Source organism: Streptomyces sp. NPDC024555 (assembly GCF_055559335.1).
In genome coordinates this window covers 86,842-104,954 of sequence record NZ_JBVHKV010000011.1, presented here as the reverse complement: position 1 = coordinate 104,954, position 18,113 = coordinate 86,842, and the positions used below count along the sequence as shown (strand labels likewise).

Annotated in this window: 15 protein-coding genes and 1 riboswitch; of the genes, 5 read left to right on the top strand and 10 right to left on the bottom strand. The window is 74.7% G+C overall.

Annotated elements, in window-relative coordinates:
* Positions 1 to 96: 96 nt before the first annotated feature.
* Positions 97 to 1,365, top strand: a complete 1,269-nt coding sequence (locus tag ACZ4FH_RS20305; protein WP_467306332.1) for an alpha/beta hydrolase family protein — start codon at positions 97 to 99, stop codon at positions 1,363 to 1,365.
* A 75-nt stretch (positions 1,366 to 1,440) separates the two neighbouring features.
* Here ACZ4FH_RS20305 and ACZ4FH_RS20300 read toward each other — a convergent pair whose 3' ends face one another.
* The 6 genes from ACZ4FH_RS20300 to ACZ4FH_RS20275 all read right to left on the bottom strand — a co-directional run bounded on the left by ACZ4FH_RS20300 (position 1,441) and on the right by ACZ4FH_RS20275 (position 7,827).
* On the bottom strand, positions 1,441 to 1,869 hold the full coding sequence (locus tag ACZ4FH_RS20300; protein WP_467306330.1) for an aggregation-promoting factor C-terminal-like domain-containing protein: 429 nt from the start codon (positions 1,867 to 1,869) through the stop codon (positions 1,441 to 1,443).
* A 304-nt stretch (positions 1,870 to 2,173) separates the two neighbouring features.
* The gene (locus ACZ4FH_RS20295) at positions 2,174 to 2,992 is read right to left on the bottom strand and encodes an ECF transporter S component (protein ID WP_383632715.1); all 819 of its coding nucleotides are present in this window, start codon (positions 2,990 to 2,992) and stop codon (positions 2,174 to 2,176) included.
* Positions 2,989 to 4,719 carry an ABC transporter ATP-binding protein gene (locus tag ACZ4FH_RS20290; protein WP_467306328.1) on the bottom strand — a complete coding sequence of 577 codons (1,731 nt, stop codon included), beginning with the start codon at positions 4,717 to 4,719 and terminating at the stop codon, positions 2,989 to 2,991. The genes ACZ4FH_RS20295 and ACZ4FH_RS20290 overlap by 4 nt, the downstream gene beginning before the upstream one ends.
* Positions 4,716 to 5,888 carry an energy-coupling factor transporter transmembrane component T gene (locus ACZ4FH_RS20285; protein WP_467306327.1) on the bottom strand — a complete coding sequence of 391 codons (1,173 nt, stop codon included), beginning with the start codon at positions 5,886 to 5,888 and terminating at the stop codon, positions 4,716 to 4,718. The genes ACZ4FH_RS20290 and ACZ4FH_RS20285 overlap by 4 nt, the downstream gene beginning before the upstream one ends.
* A complete protein-coding gene (locus ACZ4FH_RS20280; RefSeq protein WP_467306325.1) occupies positions 5,885 to 6,574 on the bottom strand; it encodes an SCO2322 family protein in 690 nt (229 codons plus the stop codon). Before ACZ4FH_RS20280 ends, ACZ4FH_RS20285 begins: the two co-directional genes overlap by 4 nt.
* The gene (locus ACZ4FH_RS20275; protein ID WP_467306324.1) at positions 6,571 to 7,827 is read right to left on the bottom strand and encodes a prenyltransferase/squalene oxidase repeat-containing protein; all 1,257 of its coding nucleotides are present in this window, start codon (positions 7,825 to 7,827) and stop codon (positions 6,571 to 6,573) included. The genes ACZ4FH_RS20280 and ACZ4FH_RS20275 overlap by 4 nt, the downstream gene beginning before the upstream one ends.
* A gap of 117 nt (positions 7,828 to 7,944) precedes the next feature.
* Positions 7,945 to 8,063: riboswitch (cobalamin riboswitch) on the bottom strand.
* Positions 8,064 to 8,420: 357 nt separating this feature from the next.
* Here ACZ4FH_RS20275 and ACZ4FH_RS20270 point away from each other — a divergent pair.
* Positions 8,421 to 9,446, top strand: coding sequence for a C40 family peptidase (locus ACZ4FH_RS20270; protein WP_467306323.1), 1,026 nt, complete (start codon positions 8,421 to 8,423; stop codon positions 9,444 to 9,446).
* Positions 9,447 to 9,525: 79 nt separating this feature from the next.
* On the opposite strand, the gene ACZ4FH_RS20265 is transcribed toward ACZ4FH_RS20270, so the two are convergent.
* A complete protein-coding gene (locus ACZ4FH_RS20265) occupies positions 9,526 to 10,566 on the bottom strand; it encodes an MBL fold metallo-hydrolase (protein ID WP_467306321.1) in 1,041 nt (346 codons plus the stop codon).
* Between the two features lie 268 nt (positions 10,567 to 10,834).
* Here ACZ4FH_RS20265 and ACZ4FH_RS20260 point away from each other — a divergent pair, with 268 nt between their 5' ends.
* Positions 10,835 to 12,298, top strand: coding sequence for an aldehyde dehydrogenase (locus ACZ4FH_RS20260; protein ID WP_467306320.1), 1,464 nt, complete (start codon positions 10,835 to 10,837; stop codon positions 12,296 to 12,298).
* Complete coding sequence (locus ACZ4FH_RS20255; protein ID WP_383632691.1) at positions 12,298 to 12,531, top strand: ferredoxin; 234 nt, start codon at positions 12,298 to 12,300, stop codon at positions 12,529 to 12,531. Before ACZ4FH_RS20260 ends, ACZ4FH_RS20255 begins: the two co-directional genes overlap by 1 nt.
* A 21-nt stretch (positions 12,532 to 12,552) precedes the next feature.
* Here the strand turns inward: ACZ4FH_RS20255 and ACZ4FH_RS20250 are convergent, their stop codons facing one another.
* From ACZ4FH_RS20250 to ACZ4FH_RS20240, 3 genes are read right to left on the bottom strand one after another with little or no spacing between them, the layout of a single operon-like run.
* Complete coding sequence (locus tag ACZ4FH_RS20250) at positions 12,553 to 13,455, bottom strand: LysR family transcriptional regulator (RefSeq protein ID WP_467306318.1); 903 nt, start codon at positions 13,453 to 13,455, stop codon at positions 12,553 to 12,555.
* Between the two features lie 49 nt (positions 13,456 to 13,504).
* Entirely contained in the window at positions 13,505 to 15,472 is a 1,968-nt protein-coding gene (locus tag ACZ4FH_RS20245) for a helix-turn-helix domain-containing protein (RefSeq protein ID WP_467306316.1), read from the bottom strand.
* Positions 15,473 to 15,505: 33 nt separating this feature from the next.
* Positions 15,506 to 16,324, bottom strand: a complete 819-nt coding sequence (locus ACZ4FH_RS20240) for a 3-hydroxybutyrate dehydrogenase (RefSeq protein ID WP_467306315.1) — start codon at positions 16,322 to 16,324, stop codon at positions 15,506 to 15,508.
* A gap of 257 nt (positions 16,325 to 16,581) precedes the next feature.
* Here ACZ4FH_RS20240 and ACZ4FH_RS20235 point away from each other — a divergent pair, with 257 nt between their 5' ends.
* Positions 16,582 to 18,063, top strand: coding sequence for an extracellular catalytic domain type 1 short-chain-length polyhydroxyalkanoate depolymerase (locus tag ACZ4FH_RS20235; protein WP_467306314.1), 1,482 nt, complete (start codon positions 16,582 to 16,584; stop codon positions 18,061 to 18,063).
* The last annotated feature ends 50 nt before the right edge of the window (positions 18,064 to 18,113 follow it).

The following is an 18,113-nucleotide window of genomic DNA, read 5'->3' as shown; positions in this document are numbered from 1 at the left end:
GGGGACACACCCCGTCGGCGGGGTTCACTCAGGTGCACCCCGGGCGGGTGTCCACGCCGATGGTCCGCCCGAAGGGCCCCGCCTACCGTCGTGGCCATGCAGAAGAACACGGTCAACTCCGCACCGACGCACCGCACCCGACGCCTCGTCGCCGCCGCCGCGGCCGTGGTCCTCGTCGCGCTGGGCACCCTTCCCGCCACCGCCGCGGACGCCCGGCCCGGCCCCGCGCGCCACGCCGGGGAACACACCGCCGCCCGCGGCACCCTGCTCGCGGTCACCCCCGTCGCCGCCCACGACCGGGCCGGCGTCACGGACTTCCTCGCCTCGGCCGGCATGGACACGGGCACCGTCCGCCACGGCGTGCGCGGCTACCGCCTCACCTACCGCACGGTCACCCCGCAGGGCGCCCCCACCACCGCCACCGGACTGCTGGTGCTCCCGGCCGGCGGCCCGCACCGACTGGACCTCGTCGCCGACACCCACGGCACGATGGTCCACCGCGACTACGCGCCCTCCGTCGGCGAGGACTTCGGGCGCTACGCCCCGTATCTGCACGCCTCCGCCGGACGCGCGGTGGCCGCCCCGGACTACCTGGGCCTCGGCAGGGGCCCCGGGCCCCACCCGTACATGGACACCGCCTCGTCCGTCAGCGCCTCGCTCGACATGCTGCGCGCCGCCCGCACCGCCTCCGCGCGGCTGGGCAGACCGCTGACCGGGGACGTGTACGCGAGCGGCTTCTCGCAGGGCGGCCAGGTCGCCATGGCGCTCGGCCGGGCGCTGGCGGAGGGCGCCGACCGGCGGTTCACGCTGAAGGCCCTGGCACCCGTCTCCGGCCCCTACGCCATCGAGGACGCCGAACTGCCCGCGCTCTTCGACGGGCGGGTCAACGACACCAGCGGCATCTTCTACCTCACGTACTTCCTCACCGCGCAGAACCGGCTCCACCCGATCTACCGGGACCCCGCCGAGGCGTTCCGCGCGCCGTACGCGGACGTCGTCGAGACGCTGTTCGACACCCACCACACCGAGGAGGAGATCTTCTCGGCGCTCCCCGCCACGGTGAGGGAACTGCTCACCGACCGCTTCTACGAGAAGGTCCAGCACCCGACGGGCGCGCTCCTGGAGGCGGTCCGGGCGCAGGACGGCACCTGCGCGTGGAAGCCCCGGGTGCCGGTGCGGCTGTACTCCTCGTCCGGCGACACCGACGTGCCGATCGCCAACGCCCGCGACTGCGCGGCCGATCTGGCCCGGCGCGGTGTGCGGGCCCCGGTCGTCGACCAGGGCGGCACCGACCACAACGGCACCTATCTGGCCTCCGGCCCGCAGATCGTGCGCTGGTTCGACGCGCTGGGGGCGCGCCACTGACCCCGGGAACGGCGAGGACCCCCGGCCGCGGTGCGGTCGGGGGTCCTCGGATTCACCGGTCGGTGCCGGGCCGGATCAGTACCAGCTGTTGGCCTGCCAGAACGACCAGGCGCCGCACGGGCTGCCGTAGCGGGAGTTCATGTAGTCCATGCCCCACTTGATCTGGGTGGCCGGGTTGGTCTGCCAGTCGGAGCCGGCGGAGGCCATCTTCGACCCCGGCAGCGCCTGGACCAGGCCGTAGGCGCCGGAGGAGGCGTTGGTGGCGGTCGGGTTCCAGCCGCTCTCGTGGCTGACGATGTTGCTGAAGCACTGGAACTGGGCCTCGTCACCGATCATCTGCCGGGCCGTGTCCTGCGCGCTTCCGGACGAGGACGTCGGCGCGGCGGCCGGGGTGGCCGCCATGGCCGGGGTGACGCCCAGGGCCACACCGGAGGCACCCAGGAGAAGGGCGGCACCGGCGACGGCGGACTTACGACGGGCGAGGATGTTACGGGCGAACGACACAGGGAACCTAACGTCGGGTACGGGGGAGTCGCGTGCTCCGGTCCGGATCCTGCGTGGACCAGTGCCTGTTGACCGCGTTCGTGTCCGGTGGACGCTGCGGTGCTCGGCGACGTGTCCAGTGTTAGCGGCGGCTTTCAACCATCGCAACGACCCTCGTTACGACCTCGCCTCGCACCCCGGACCGAAGGTCCCGAACCACCCCAAAATGCTCCATAGCAGGTCACAGGGGCGGTAAGGGGGGTGTACGACCCCGCTCCGGGTCTCCTAGGCCGCTTCGTACAGGACCAAAGTCCTGTGGGTGCCCTCACTCCGCGGACGGCCCGAATGTGACCTGGGCCTCGAAGGCGGCACGGCGGGTGGCCCGGCGCAGCGCCTTCAGCAGCGCGGCCCCGACGGTCAGCGTCAGCACCACGGTGAGCACCGCGCGGCCCAGGTCCCAGCCCAGCGAGGTGGCCGCGCAGTACGCCAGGAAGCGGGCCAGGTTCTCGCCCAGCGGGTCACCGGCCCGGAAGGAGACGCCCGAACCGAGCCCCGGCACGATCGTCCAGCCGTACAGATTCATGACCGTGCCGTACGCGAACGAGGCCGCCGCCCCGTACGCCGCCAGCATCAGCAGCTCGGCCCGGCCGCGCAGCCGCTCCGCACCCGGCAGCAGCCCGGCGCCCATCGTGAACCAGCCCATCGACAGCATCTGGAACGGCATCCACGGCCCGACCCCGCCGGTCAGCAGCGCCGAGGCGAACATCGTCACCGCCCCGAGCACGAAACCGAACCCCGGCCCCAGCACCCGCCCGCTCAGCACCATCAGGAAGAACATCGGCTCCAGACCGGCGGTCCCGGCCCCCAGCGGACGCAGCGCGGCCCCCACCGCCGCCAGCACCCCCAGCATCGCCACGGCCTTCGCGTCCAGACCGGAGTCCGCGATCATCGCGACCACCACCCCGACCAGCAGCGGCAGCAGCGCGGCGAACAGCCACGGCGCGTCCTCGGAGTGCGCGAGCCCCGAATCCGGCCCGGCCAGCAGCGGCCAGCCGAAGGCCGCCACCCCGATCAGGCTGATCAGCACCAGCGCGGCCACCGCGCGCGGCCCGAGCCGCACCGGCCGCGTCCCCCGCCCGCTCACACCGCACCGCCCAGCGCCGCGCGCACCTGCGCCACCGTGAGCCACCGCTGCGGGGCCAGCACCTTCGAGATCTGCGGGGCGAACGCCGGCGAGGACACCACGACCTCGGCCGTCGGCCCGTCCGCGACGACCTCCCCGTCGGCCAGGATCACCACCCGGTGCGCCAGCTCGGCGGCCAGCTCCACGTCATGGGTCGCCAGCACGATGGCGTGCCCCTCGGCGGCCAGCCCGCGCAGGACCCCCACCAGCCGGGACTTCGCCGCGTAGTCCAGCCCCCGGGTCGGCTCGTCCAGCAACAGCAGCGGCGGCCGGGCGGTCAGCACCAGGGCCAGGGCCAGCGCGAGGCGCTGCCCCTCGGACAGATCACGGGGATGGGTGGCGTCCGCCACGTCCGGCAGCAGTCGCGAGACCAGGGCCCGGCAGCTGCCGGGCTCCGCGCCCGCGTCCGCGTCGGCCGCCGCGCACTCGGCGGCGACCGTGTCCGCGTACAGCAGATCGCGGGGCTCCTGCGGGACGAGACCGACCCGGCGCACCATCTCGGGCGGCGGGGTGCGGTGCGGGGCGAGCCCGCCGACCAGCACCGTCCCGGACGTCGGGGCGACCATGCCGACCAGGGCCGAGAGCAGGGTGGACTTGCCCGCGCCGTTGCGTCCCATCAGGGCCACGGCCTCTCCGGGAACCACATCGAGCGTCACCCCGCGCAGCGCCTCGATCCGGCCGCGCCGCACCCCCAGCCGCTCGGTCCGGGCGAGCGCCCCGCCGGTGTCCCGGGGCGCGGGCGCCCCGGACGCCCCCCGGCCCAGCAGCCGGGCCAGGGCCGGGCGCCGGGGCGCGGGGCGCGGCGGGGGCGGGGCGGGAACCCCGGCCGGGGAGCCGGGCGCACCGGCCCCGCCGGACGGCCCCGGCTCGCTCCCCGCCAGCCGCTCCCGCAGCCCGGCCGCCCGCCGCCGGGCGTCCCGGACCGACAGCGGCAGCGGCTCCCAGCCGGCCGCCCGGCCCAGCGCCACCACCGGCGGATGCACCGGCGAGAGGGCCATCACCTCGGCGGGCGCGCCCGTCACCGGGGCGGCGCCCGGCGCGGGCAGCAGGACGACCTGGTCCGCGTACTGCACCACCCGCTCCAGCCGGTGCTCCGCCATCAGGACCGTCGTGCCCAGATCGTGGACCAGCCGTTGCAGCACCGCGAGGACCTCCTCGGCCGCCGCCGGGTCCAGCGCGGACGTCGGCTCGTCCAGCACCAGGACCCGGGGGTGCGGGGTGAGGACCGAGCCGATCGCGACGCGCTGCTGCTGGCCGCCGGAGAGGGTGGCGATGGGCCGGTCGCGCAGTCCGGCGAGCCCCAGCAGGTCGAGGGTCTCCTCCACCCGGCGGCGCATCACGTCCGGGGCCAGCCCCAGCGACTCCATCCCGTACGCCAGCTCGTCCTCGACCGTGTCGGTGACGAAGTGCGCGAGCGGGTCCTGGCCCACCGTGCCGACCAGATCGGCGAGCTCCCGGGGCTTGTGGGTCCGGGTGTCGCGCCCGGCCACGGTGACCCGCCCGGTCAGCCGGCCACCGGTGAAGTGCGGGACGAGCCCCGACACCGCGCCCAGCAGGGTCGACTTGCCGACCCCGGACGGCCCGACGAGGAGCACCAGCTCGCCCTCGGGCACGGTCAGGTCGATCCCCGACAGGGTGGGGCGTCCGGCCCCCTCGTACCGCACCGAAACATCGTCGAACCGGATCACAGCGCCACCTCGGAACGTGTGGGGGAGGGGGGCACGGGCGCCACGAACGCCGGCACCAGGCCGATCAGCACGGCGGCGGCCGGCCACAGCGGCAGCACGGGGGCGGTCAGCGGGACGACCCCGGGGCGCAGCGCCGCCGGATCGGCTCCGGCCGCCCAGATCATCGCCACCGCGACCGCCGCCCCGGACCCGGCGACCAGCCAGGCCCGTACCCCCCAGCGGTCGGGCCGGTAGCGGGTGCGCACCGAACGCGCCCCGCCCAGCCGCAGCCCGGCCACCGCGGCGAGGAGCCCGGCGGCCAGCAGCGGCGTCCCGTAGGCCGCGCCGTCGGCGGCGAGCAGTCCGTAGGTGCCCGCGCACACCCCGAGCAGTCCGCCCAGGGTGAGGACGTTCGTGGTGTGCCGGACGGCGTCGGGGACCCGGGCGGTGCGGCCGTAGCCGCGGGCGTCCATCGAGGCCGCCACGGCCACCGAGCGCTCCAGCGCGCCCTCCAGCACCGGCAGCCCGATCTGGAGGACGGCCCGCACCCCGCCGGTCGGCCGGCCGCGCAGCCGGCGGGCGGTGCGCAGCCGCACCACGTCGGCGACCAGGTTCGGGGCGAAGGTCATCGCGACGACGACCGCGACCCCGGCCTCGTACAGCGCGCCGGGCAGCGACTTCAGCAGCCGGGCCGGGTTGGCGAGCGAGTTCGCCGCGCCGACGCAGATCAGCAGCGCGGCCAGCTTCGCCCCGTCGTACAGCGCGAACACCAGCTGCTCGGCGGTGACCCGGCCGCCGATCCGGACGCCCTTCGCCCAGTCCGGCAGCGGCACCTCGGGCAGCGTGAACACGAGGTGCGTGCCCGGGATCGGCGAGCCGAGGAAGACGGAGAACAGCAGCCGCACCCCGATCACGAAGAGCCCGATCCGGATGAACGCCCCGTACGACCGGGCCCACGGCGCGTCGGTGCGGCGCGCGGCCACGACATAGCCGGCCACGCCGACCAACAGGCCGAGCAGCAGCGGATTCGTCGTCCGGGACGAGGCGGTGGCCAGGCCCAGCGCCCAGAGCCACCAGGCCCCGGCGGGCAGCGCGTTGCTCCGGGTGGCGGCGGGCGCCCGCCAGGCGGGCAGCCGCACCGGGGGCGCGTCCGGCCCGGCGGCGGGCGCGCCGGTCGTCCGCCCGGTCATCCGCGGCGGCGGCGGGCCTGGGCGACGGCGGCGATGCCGAGGAGCAGGACGGCGCCGATTCCGACGAGCACCCCGGCGGACGGGCCGCCGCCGGAGTCGCCGCCGCCCGCGGAGGCGTCCGCGGTGGCGGGCTCCGGGGCGGGGGCGGACTTCTCGCCGGTACTGCCGGTGCCGGAGACCTGCTCGCCGCAGCCCGAGGCCGGATAGCCGGTGATCGCGCAGAGCAGGGCGTCGCCGTTGTAGCGCAGCGGCTTGGCGACCGAGGCGAGGGCGTCGGCGGCGCTGGCGTCCCCGGGCACCCGGGCGCACGCGGTCCGCGGGGCGGGCGGGGTCTCGCCGGAGGGGGCGTCGGCGGCGGTGCCGGGGTCGATGACGAGGGCGATCCGCTTGGTGCCGTCCTTCGCGGGCGTGTCCGCGCAGATCGCCGCGAAGTCGGGGGCCCGGCGGGGCGTGGCCGCGTCCTGCGAGTCGGCGCTCACGGCGAACCGGAAGCCCGCCACCGCGCCGTCCTCCGGGCGCACCAGCGACGGTCCCTGGGTGGCGTAGGCCCATTTCTCGCCGGAGCCCTCCCAGAACGACCAGTAGCGGTAGCCGGCGGCCTGGGCCGTGCCCGTGGCGAGCCCGGCCAGGAGGGTGCCCAGGACCACCAGGAGCGCGGCGGCCCGTGCGGCGCGGCGCGCGCTCACAGCTGCTGGTTCTTGCGGCGGCCGCTGATCAGGAAGCCGGCGCCGGCGCCGACCGCGAGCCCGATCCCGACGAACCACCAGACGCCGCCGATGCCGTCGCCGTCGCCGCTGTCCTTCTTCTCCTCGTCCTTGGAGGCGGAGGACTGGGGCTGCTTGACGGCGGCCGGCTCGGGGCCGGTCGCGTTGAGCTGGGCGACGAGGTCGGCGCCGCCGAAGTCGTGGACGTCGGAGCCGGTGGCGTGGGCGGCCATGACGAGCTGGGCGTAGGCGGCGGGGCCGTTCTCCTTCGCCCAGGCGGCGGAGTTGGCCTTCAGCCACTTCAGGGCGGGCGCGGCCTTGTCCTTGTGTCCGGACGCGGAGAGCGCGACGACCGCGTCGGCCGTGTTGCCGTAGTCGGGCTGCGGGGCGCTGTCCTCGGCGCCGGGCATCGGCGGGGCGTTGAGATGGCCGGTCTTCGCGAGCGCCCCGGCCAGGTAGAACGCGCCGTTCTGCGCGGCCTGCTCGGGCTCGGTCACGGCCCCCGCGGTGCAGGTGGGCTCCTTCGCCGCGGCGTTGTTGCCGACGACGAGCCCCTTGCCGAGCGAGCCGAGCACGGCGGCGGCGGTGGCGTCGCCGTTGGCGACGAGCTTGCCGGCCTTGTCGGGCTGGTAGGCGAACGCGCCGCCGTCCTTGCCGCCGCACGGGACGGCCAGGGCCAGCAGGGCGTCGTACGGCGTCTTCCCGCCGTGCGTCGTCACATCGCCGAGCTTCTCCCCGGCGCGGGCGAGGGCGCCGATCACGATCGAGGTCGAGTTCGCGTCGCTGGGGCTGCCGGCCGTGTAGCCCCAGCCGCCGTCCTCGTTCTGCACCGACTTCAGCCAGGCGGCCCCGTGGTGCACCGCGTCCTCGTGCCCGCGCACCTCGTGCAGAGCCTGCACGGCGGCGGCCGTGGCGTTGGTGTCGATCGGCGTCTTGGCGTCGCAGGGCACGGAGGTGTCCGCCCGGTACGCGGGGAAGGCGCCGCTGTCGCACTGCTGGCCGAGCAGCCAGTCGACGGCCTTGCCGGCGGGCGTGACGCCCACGGCCCGCTGCGAGGCGAAGGCCAGGGACTGCCGCCAGACACCGTCGTACGTCGGGTCCTTGGTGCCGTAGAGACCCGAGGGCAGCGCGGCGGAGGGCGAGGGGGACGGCGCGGCGACGGCGGCCGGGGCCGCGGCCACGCAGAGCACGGCGGCGGTGGCGGCGAGCGCGGCCGCGCTGCGGCGTACGGTCATGGCGGGCGGGACCTCTCCTGGAGGAACCGGGCACGGGCGCGCACAGGCACCGGGGCTCCGGCTCCGTATACCTCGACGGTGCCGGCCACCGGGGGTTCCCGACGGCACGAGCCGGTCACGACACGGGCAGGGCATTCCGACTCCCGCCCCGGGAGGCGGTCACGGCTGCGGGTCAGTGCCGGATTCGCACCGGCTTCCCCCTGAACGGGCATGATGACGACCGGGCCACTCTACCGGGCGGGTGCCGCCTCCCCGGCGGGCCCAGGCGTGACGGTGGCCACGCGCGCAAGGCGCGTACGGGCCCGGGGGAGGGGCACCGGGCACGCGCCCCGTTCGGGGACGGACCGTCAGACGGCTGCTACGCGCGGTGTGGTGTGCGCGGATTTCATGACCGTTCCGCAGAGTTTTTGCCGCTGGGGGTTTGAAGTCATCACAGGAAGGTCACTATGGTCAGGCTTCGAACCTTCGCACGATTGATCACCCACCCGGGGTGGCGCGAAGACCCGCCGAGTCCGTGGTGTGCACGGAGCCGGGGATCCGTCCCCCTTTGAGTGTTCCCGGCAGGCGGCCGGAGGAAGAAGGAGCTCGCCTTCGTGGCGTCCCACCGTCGTCCCAAGCAGCCGAGCCGCGCTCGTGTGACCGTGCTCACCGCCACTGCCGCCGCCGCGGTGGCCCTCACCTCCCAGGCCGCCCACGCCGACCCCAAGCCGACCAAGGGCGAGGTCAAGGCGAAGGTCGACAAGCTCTACCACGAGGCGGAGGAGGCCACCGAGCAGTACAGCCTCGCCAAGGAGAAGCAGGACAAGCTCCAGAAGCAGATCGACGCCATCCAGGACAAGGTGGCGCGCGGTCAGCAGGAGCTGAACGGGATGCGGGCCGGGCTCGGCATGCTCGCCGCCGCGCAGTACCGCTCCGGGGGCCTCGACCCCTCCGTGCAGCTCTTCCTCTCCTCGGACCCGGACAGCTTCCTCGACCAGGCCTCGGCCCTGGACCAGCTGACGGCCAAGCAGGCCCAGTCGCTGACGAAGATCCAGGAGAAGCAGCGGGCCCTCGCGCAGGAGCGCAAGGAGGCCCAGGACAAGCTCAGCAATCTCGCCCAGGTCCGCAAGACTCTCGGCGAGAAGAAGAAGACGCAGCAGACCAAGCTCGCCGCGGCCCGCCAGCTGCTCAACACCCTCACCCAGGCCGAGCGTGATCAGCTGCGCGCGGACGACGTCCGCGCCAGCCGTGACGCGAGCTCCCGGGTCCAGCTGGGCAACGAGGCCCCCGCCTCCGGCCTCGGCGCCGCCGCGCTCCAGGCCGCCAAGAGCCGGATCGGCCTGCCGTACGCCCCCGGCCAGGCCGGTCCCGGCTCCTTCGACTGCTCGGGCCTGACCATGTGGGCGTACGCCCAGGCCGGTGCCAACATCACCCGTACCACGTACACCCAGATCAACCAGGGCACCCGGATCGGCCAGAGCCAGCTCAAGCCGGGCGACCTCGTCTTCTTCAACGGCAACTCGCACGTCGGCCTCTACGCGGGCAACGGCACCGTGCTGCACGCCCCGTACTCGGGCGCCTATGTGCGCTACGAGTCCATGAGCACCATCGGCAGCTTCTACGGCGCCGTGCGCATCTGAGTCCGGCCGCGGTCCGCGCACCGCAACGACTGTGGGCCCGCCGGGAGTTCCCGGCGGGCCCACAGCCGTCCGTACGGCGTCACACCGCCACGTACGCCACCGGCCCGCTGCCCGCCACCGCCTCCGCGCGCCCCAGCTTCACCAGCCGGCGCAGATGCGCCTCGGCCTCGGAGACCGCGATGTTCCGCGAACCGTAGGGGATCTGCTCCCAGGGGCGGTTCCACTCCATGCGCTCGGCCAGCTGCCACGGGGTGAGCGGCTCGGCGAGCAGGGCGAGGAGCCCGGTCAGCCGCTCCTCGTGGTGGCCGAGCAGTTCGCGCACCCGCCCGGCCGCGTCCGTGAACGCGTACTGGTGGGCCGGCAGCACCTCCGCCACCCCGAGCCGCCCGATCCGCTCCAGCGAGTCCAGGTAGTCGCCCAGGGGGTCCGTCTCCGTCGCGTCGTCCGGGTCCTCGTACAGACCGACGTGCGGGCTGATCCCCGGCAGCAGATGGTCCCCGGAGAACAGCCGCCCCCGGCCCGGCAGTCCGGCCGGATGCTCCTCCTCCAGGTGCAGGCAGACATGGCCCGGGGTGTGGCCGGGGGTCCAGACGGCGCGGAGGCTGCGCCCCGCCAGGTCGAGCAGCTCGCCCGGCACGATCTCCCGGTCCGGGACGGCGGCGCCCAGCCCCGGCAGGGTGCGCATCCGGCCGCCCCGCTCCCGGGCCGCCAGCAGCGGGGCGACGTGGTCGTCGGGCGCGCCCACGGCCGTGAGCTTGGCCGCCAGGTAGGCGAGCCAGGTGCCCGGTTCGGAGGCGCGGGTGCGGCGGACGATCGCGGTGTCCGCCGCGTGCATGGCGATCCACGCCCCGGAGGCCTCGCGGACCTGTCCGGACAGGCCGTGGTGGTCGGGGTGGTGGTGGGTGATGACCACGCCGTGGATGTCGGAGACGGCCGTGCCCAGCGAGGCGAGCCCCGCCGTGAGGGTGTCCCAGGCCGTCGGATCGTCCCAGCCGGTGTCGATCAGGACCGGTCCCCGGTCCGTGTCGAGGAGGTGGACCAGGGTGTGCCCGAGTGGATTGTCCGGGATGGGGACCTTGATGCTGTGGACGCCGCCACCGTGGTTGATCACCTGCGTCATGACTCCCCATCTCGTCGAGGCCGCGGCGACGTGCGGAGTTTCGGCCGCGGCGCACCGCGTCCACTGTAACGAGAACTTGTTTCAGTGGTAGCCCCGGTCGACCATTCATTCCCGGGTCCGTCCTTCGCGGTCCTCCCTCGGGCCCGGACGGGAGTCGTCCCGCCCGTGGACTCCTGTAACTGGAACTGGTATCAGTTCTGACACGGAGTCAGATCAAGGGGTGCGCGTCAGCAGGGCGCCCCAGGCCGCGGCGCGGGAGGCAGCAGCCATGAGCGAGCTTGTCGAACACGGAAAACTGTTCATCGGCGGGGAGTTGGTCGATCCGCTCGGGCGGGACGTCATCGAGGTCGTCTCCCCGCACACCGAGCAGGTCATCGGACGGGTGCCGCACGCCTCCGAGGGCGATGTGGACCGGGCCGTCGCCGCCGCCCGGCAGGCCTTCGACCACGGCCCCTGGTCCCGGACGACGCTCGACGAGCGGATCGCCGTCGTGACCAGGATCAAGGACGCCTTCGCGGTGCGGTACGAGGAGATCGCCCGCGTCATCAGCTCGGAGAACGGCACCCCCTACACCTCCAGCGTCATGGTCCAGGCCCTGGCCGCCATGATGGTCTGGGACGCCGCCCTCACCGTCGCCCGCAGCTTCCCGTACGAGGAGCGCCGCGACGGGGCGCTCGGGCCGCTGCTGGTGCGACGGGAGCCCGTCGGCGTCGTCGCGGCCGTCGTGCCCTGGAACGTCCCCCAGTTCACCGCCGCCGCCAAACTCGCCCCCGCCCTGCTCGCCGGCTGCTCGGCGATCCTGAAGGTGTCGCCCGAATCGCCGCTGGACGCCTACATCCTGGCCGAGATCGCCGCCGAGGCCGGGCTGCCCGAAGGGGTGCTGTCGATCCTGCCCGCCGACCGCGAGGTCAGCGAATACCTGGTCGCCCACCCCGGCGTCGACAAGGTCTCCTTCACCGGCTCCGTCGCCGCCGGCCGGCGCGTGATGGAGGTCGCCTCGCGCAACCTCACCCGCGTCACCCTGGAACTCGGCGGCAAGTCCGCCGCCGTGATCCTCCCCGACGCCGATCTGGACGCCGCCGTCGCCGGGATCGTGCCCTTCGCCTGGATGATCAACGGCCAGGCCTGCGTGGCCCAGACCCGCATCCTCGTCCCCCGCTCCCGCTACGAGGAGACCGCCGAGGCCTTCGCCGCGGCGGCCGGCGCGCTCAAGGTCGGCGACCCGCTCGACCCGGCCACCGAACTCGGCCCGCTCGTCGCCCGCCGCCAGCAGCAGCGCTCCCTCGACTACATCCGGATCGGCCAGGAGGAGGGCGCCAAGATCCTCACCGGAGGCGGCCGCCCGGCCTCCCAGGAACGCGGCTGGTACGTCGAGCCGACGCTCTTCGGCGATGTCGACAACGCCATGCGCATCGCCCGCGAGGAGATCTTCGGCCCGGTCATCTGCCTGCTGCCGTACGGCGACGAGGACGAGGCCGTGCGGATCGCCAACGACTCCGACTACGGGCTCAGCGGCAGCGTCTGGACCGCCGACACCGAGCACGGCATCGACCTCGCCCGCCGGGTCAGGACGGGCACGTACAGCGTGAACACCTTCAGCCTCGACATGCTCGGCCCGTTCGGCGGCTACAAGAACTCCGGGCTCGGCCGGGAGTTCGGACCCGAGGGGTACGGGGAGTACTTCGAGCACAAGATGATCCACCTGCCCGCCGGCTACGGGGGCGAGGCCTGATGGGCGACCGCTGGAGCGTCGAGGTCGACCGGGGCGTCTGCATCGGCTCCGGCATGTGCGTCAACCACGCGCCGGACGGCTTCCGGCTGGACACCGCGCGGCAGTCGCACCCCGTCGACCCCGAGACCGACGCCAACGAACGGGTCCTCGCCGCCGCCGAGGGCTGCCCGGTCGAGGCGATCACCCTCACCCTGGCCGACTCCGGCGAGGTGGTCTTCCCGCCCGAGGACTGACGGACGGCGGCCGGGCCCGGTTCACCCGGTCCCGGCCGCCTCCGCCTCCCGCTGCTCCTGCACCGCCCCGGCCAGCGCGCGGGCCAGCGGCGGCACCCGGTCCGTCCGCCAGACCAGGCCCCACCGGACCGGCGGGGCGTCGTGCACCGGCAGATAGACGATCCCGTCGAGGGGGTGGTAGCGCCGCCCCTCGTCCGGGACCGTGCAGACCGCGTCGCCCGTCGCCACCAGCGCCAGCACCTCGTAGAACGTGGTCACCTCCGGGCCCCTGGGCACCGGGCGCCCGGACGGGGTGCGCTCGGGCAGCACCGCCGCCTCCCAGTACGCCGGAACGCTGGTGGCGACGCGCGGCACCGGGTGCTCGGCCAGCACCTCCAGGCTCACCGACTCCCGCCCGGCCAGCGGATGGTGCGCGGCCACCATCAGCCGGAGCGGTTCCTCGCGCAGCAGCGCCCCGACCGTCAGATCCGGTTCGCGCACCGGGAGCCAGGTGGTCACCACATCGACCTCGCCCGCCCGCAGCGCCGTGAACGGATCGCTGAAGAAGACCTCGCGGAAGCGGAGTTCGGCCGAGGGATACCGGGTGCGGAACCGGTTCAGCGCCGGCACCAGCTCATGCGTCTGCGCCCCCATGACGCCCAGCGTCAACGTCCCCACCGACACCCGGGCGAAGGCCGTCGCCTCCGTGACCGCGTCCTGGATCCCCTCGTACGCCGGGCGCAGCCGCCGCTGGAGCAGCTCGCCGACCGGGGTGAGCCGCACCTGCCGGCTGGTGCGCTCGAAGAGCCGGGCGCCGATGAGCCGTTCCTGCTTCTTGATCGCCTGACTCACCCGGGCCGTGCTCACGTGCAGCCGCTCGGCGCTGCGGCCGAAGTGCAGCTCCCGGGCGACCGTCAGGAAGATCTCGATGTCCCGGAGTTCCATCCGGCCCCGCCCCCGTCGTCCACGACCGTCTGGTCCGAGCGGATTCTAGTCAGGGTTTTGCCCCCGACAGCAGGTGCAGCCGCAGCGCGAGCTGGAGCTCCAGCGCCCGGTCCGGCTCGTTCCAGTCGCGGCCCAGCAGCACCTGGATCCGGTCCAGCCGCTGGACCACCGTGTTCACATGCACATGCAGTTCGTCCTTGGCCCGGATCAGACTGCCGCCCGCACCGAAGTACGCGCCGAGGGTCCGCACCAGATGCGTGCCGCGCTGCGCGTCGTACTCCAGCAGCGGACCCAGCGTCGCCGCCACGAAACCCGCCACGTCCTGCCCGTTGCCCAGCACCACCCCCAGGAAGCCCAGCTCCTCCACACAGGCGCCCTCGCCGGTACGCCCCAGCACCCGCATCGCCCGCAGACAGCGCGCCGCCTCCCCGTACACCGCGGCCAGCTCCCGGGCACCGCGCGCCGGACCCGCCGCCGCCACGGTCACCGGGCCCTGCGCCAGCTGGCCGAGCTGCGCCGCCGCCGCGCGGGCCGCCGGGCCCGCGGCCGCCGCCCCGCCCTCGATCAGCAGCACCACCGTCCCGGCGTGCTCGGCGCTCACGCCCCGGATGTCGGACCCGAAGAGATAGCGCAGGGCCGCCGGCGCCAGCCGCTCCCGCGCCCCGGCCTCCGCCACCAGCAGCAGATGCGGGCGGTCCAGATCGATGCCCAGGCGCCGCCCCCGCTCGGCCAGCCCCGACGGATCGCGGTCCGGATCGCTCAGGAGGTCCGCGATCAGCTCGCCCCGGATCCGGTTCTCCGTCTCGGCCACCGTCCGCCGCAGCAGCAACAGCAGCCCCGTGACCACCGCCGAGCGCTCGAACAGCCGCCGGTCGGAGTCGTCCAGCCGCCGCCCCCGGTGCAGCACCAGACCGGCCAGCAGCTCCTGCCCGGCCAGCACCGCGCAGACCACCCGCCCGTCGCGGTGCACGGCCCGCGCCCCCGTACGCGACTCCTCGGCCGCCTCCGCCAGCCAGCCGGCGTCCATGCTGTCGGCCGCGAAGTCCGTCCCGTCCGGGCGGACCGCGGCCAGCGGCCGGCCCGCCGGATCGTGGATGGTCAGCGGGGAGTCCAGCAGCCCGGCGACGGCCGTCGCCACGTCCTTCACGTCCCGTCCGCGCAGCACCAGATCGGTGAGCCGGTCGTGCGACTCCTCGGCCCGCCGCATCGCCGCCGAATGCGCCCGCACCGAGGCATTGGCCTCGGCCAGCTCCGCGTTGGCCTCCGCGAGACCGGCCAGCGCCGCCGTGGTGTCGGCGAGCGCGCGGGCCGTGTCGATGGCGATCGCGGCGTGCGCGGCCAGCGAGCACAGCAGCGCCACCTCGTCCGGACCGAAGACCCGGGGCGCCCGGTCCGCCGCGAAGAGCACCCCGATCACCTTGCCGGTCCCGCCCCGGCTGGAGCCCAGCAGCAGCGGCACGCCCAGGATGGCGACCAGCCCCTCGTCCAGCACCCCGGCGTTGATGTTGCGGGTGTGGCGGAAGCGGTCGTCGGTGCGGTAGTCGGGGGTCGCGTACGGGCTCGCGGTCTGCGCCACCAGACCGCCCAGCCCCTCGCCCAGTTCCAGCCGCAGCCGCTGGAACAGCACCGAGACCGATCCGTCGGTCACCCGCATGTAGGTGTCCCCGGCCTCCTCGTCCGGGAGCGTGAGATACGCGGTGTCGGTGCCCAGCAGCATCCTGGCCCGCCGCACGATCGCCTTCAGCACGTCGTCCAGCTCCCGGGAGGCCGCCAGATCGCCCGCCGTCTCGAAGAGCGCGGTGAGCTGGAGCTCACGGCGCCGGTGCTGCCGCAGCGCGCCCCGGATCCGCAGCGCCGTCGCCGTCGCCCGCTCCACCTCCGCCAGTTCACCGGCGGCCACCCCGTCCTCGCGCGCCCCCGAGACGACCGCCCCCAGCTCCTCGGCGGGGGCGTCGTCGGCCAGCAGGTCGAACAGGCGCCGCAGATGCGCGGCGGCGGAGGGGAGCGGTTCGGTCATGGTGTCCGGGGTTCCTCGGGGATGTCGTGCCGGTCAGTGGGCGGTCCAGCCGCCGTCCATCGAGAGGGAGGTGCCCGTGATGTGCCCGGTGCGCGGACCGCACAGCCACAGGACGGCCTCGGCGACGTCCGCCGGCTCGATCAGCTTCTTCACCGCGCTGCGCTCCAGCATCACCCGCCCCACCACCTCCTCCTCGGAGATGCCGTGGGTCCGCGCCTGGTCGGCGATCTGGTTCTCGACCAGCGGGGTGCGGACATAGCCGGGGCAGACGCAGTTGCTCGTCACCCCGTGCTCCGCCGCCTCCAGCGCGACCACCTTGCTCAGTCCCTCCAACGCGTGCTTGGCCGTCACATAGGCCGATTTGTACGGGCTCGCGCGCAGCCCGTGCACCGACGAGATGTTGACCACGCGCCCCCAGCCGCGTTCGTACATGCCCGGCAGGGTCCGGCGCAAGATGCGGAACGGGGTCTCCACCATCACCCGCTGGATCAGCGCGAAGCGGTCCGGCGGAAAGGTGTGCACCGGGGCCACGTGCTGGAGCCCCGCGTTGTTCACCACCACGTCCGCGTCGGCCGGCAGCGTCTCGACCACCGAGGGATCGGCCAGGTCCACCACCCAGGCGGTGCCCCCGATCTCCTCCGCCAGCCGCTCCGCCGCCCCGGCCGCCCGGTCCACCACGTGCACCCGGGCACCCGCCTCGGCCAGGGCCAGCGCACAGGCCCGCCCGATGCCGCTCGCCGCCCCCGTCACCAGCGCGGTGCGCCCGTCGAGCACACGGGCCGCGGGCGGGCCGGGGGCGCCGTCCGGGGCGGGGGCGGCGGGGGTGTGACCGGGTCTGCGGGAAGTCTCCATGGCCGTCACCGTAGGTACGCGGCGGCCCCCGTCACACGGCGCCGGTGCACACACCCTCCCGGCCCGCCATGGTGCCGGCGTACATGGTGCGCCCGGAGCGCGCACCGCCCCCGCACCGCCCCCGCGCCGCGCAAGGGACCCGCCGCACACACCCGCCACCGCCCGGTGTCCGCCCGGCACATGGGCGCGGGGCCGTGCCCCTCATAGGTTCCGGCAGCAGTCCGTTCCCCCCGCACGCACCGACCAGGGAGGCACTCGTGCGCCCACCGATCCTCGGACGTCTCGCCCGCCGCTTCGCATCGGCGGCCGCCCTCGGCCTGCTCGCGGCGACGCTGAGCACCACGGCCGCCGCCCCGCCCGCCGCCGCGGCCGGCGGCCTCCAGCAGGTCACCGGCTTCGGCACCAACCCCGGCAACCTCCAGATGTACGCCTACACGCCCGCCGGCCTCCCGGCGGGCGCACCGCTCGTCGTGGCCCTGCACGGCTGCGTCCAGTCCGCCGACGCGTACTACAGCAACTCCGGCTGGCGGGAGCTGGCCGACGCCTGGGGCTTCGCCGTCGTCTTCCCGCAGACCACCTCCGCCAACAACGCGCTCTCCTGCTTCGGCTGGTTCGACCCGGCCGAGTCCACCCGGGGCAGGGGCGAGGCCGCGTCCGTCGTGCAGATGGTCGAGCACGCCGAGAAGACCTACGGCTCCGACGCCGGCCGGGTCTACGTCACCGGGCTCTCGGCCGGCGGCGGCATGACCGCCGATCTGCTGGCCGCCTACCCGGACGTGTTCGCCGGCGGCTCCGTCGCCTCCGGGCTGCCCGCCCAGTGCGCCACCAGCCAGGCCGCCGCGTCCGGCTGCCAGACGGGCCCGCAGAAGCTGACGCCCGCGCAGTGGGGCGACAAGGTCAGGGCCGGCTACCCGGGCTACCACGGCCCCTGGCCCCGGGTGGCGATCTGGCAGGGCAGTGCCGACTACACGGTCTACCCCGCCAACGCCACCGCCCTGCGCGACCAGTGGACCGACGTCTGGGGCATCGGCCAGACCCCCTCGTCCACCGACACCCTGCCGGGCGGCACCACCCGCACCCAGTACGACGACGCCTCCGGGCAGCCGGCCGTGCAGCTGTACTCCGTCGCCGGGATGGGCCACGGACTGCCCGTCGACCCGGGCACCGGTGACCAGCAGTGCGGCTCGACCGCCGCGTACTTCCTCGACACGATCTGCTCGTCGTACCACACCGGCCTCTTCTGGGGCCTGGACGGCGCCACCGGCCCCGGGGACGGCGACGGCGACCCGCTCCCGGCGCCCGGCGCGCCGACCGTCACCGGCACCACCGACACCACCGTGTCCCTGTCCTGGAACGCCGTCGAGGGCGCCGTCTCGTACGCCGTCCACCGCGACGGCGCGAAGGTCGCCTCGCCCACCGCCACCACCTACACGGACACCGGTCTCACCGCCGGCACCGCCTACCGCTACACCGTCACCGCGGTCGACGCCGACGGCGCGGCCGGGACCGCGTCCGCGCAGACCACCGCCACGACGACCGGCGGGGCCGCCCCCGCCACCTGCCACACCGCGACCAACTACGCCCACGTCGCCGCGGGCCGGGCCCGCACCAGCGGCGGATACGTCTACGCCAACGGCTCCGGCCAGAACATGGGCCTCTACAACGTCTTCGTCACCCACACCCTCCGGGAGTCGCCCGCCGGGTACTTCGTGCTCGCCGACACCGGCTGCACCGCCTGACGCGCACACGGGACCGGCCCGGCGGAATCGTCCGCCGGGCCGGTCCGCGT

Coding starts and splice junctions, on each gene's coding strand:
- ACZ4FH_RS20305 (WP_467306332.1), top strand. CDS start 97: ATGCAGAAGAACACGGTCAACTCCGCACCGACGCACCGCACCCGACGC.
- ACZ4FH_RS20285 (WP_467306327.1), bottom strand. CDS start 5,888: ATGACCGGGCGGACGACCGGCGCGCCCGCCGCCGGGCCGGACGCGCCC.
- ACZ4FH_RS20275 (WP_467306324.1), bottom strand. CDS start 7,827: ATGACCGTACGCCGCAGCGCGGCCGCGCTCGCCGCCACCGCCGCCGTG.
- ACZ4FH_RS20265 (WP_467306321.1), bottom strand. CDS start 10,566: ATGACGCAGGTGATCAACCACGGTGGCGGCGTCCACAGCATCAAGGTC.
- ACZ4FH_RS20260 (WP_467306320.1), top strand. CDS start 10,835: ATGAGCGAGCTTGTCGAACACGGAAAACTGTTCATCGGCGGGGAGTTG.
- ACZ4FH_RS20255 (WP_383632691.1), top strand. CDS start 12,298: ATGGGCGACCGCTGGAGCGTCGAGGTCGACCGGGGCGTCTGCATCGGC.
- ACZ4FH_RS20250 (WP_467306318.1), bottom strand. CDS start 13,455: ATGGAACTCCGGGACATCGAGATCTTCCTGACGGTCGCCCGGGAGCTG.
- ACZ4FH_RS20245 (WP_467306316.1), bottom strand. CDS start 15,472: ATGACCGAACCGCTCCCCTCCGCCGCCGCGCATCTGCGGCGCCTGTTC.
- ACZ4FH_RS20240 (WP_467306315.1), bottom strand. CDS start 16,324: ATGGAGACTTCCCGCAGACCCGGTCACACCCCCGCCGCCCCCGCCCCG.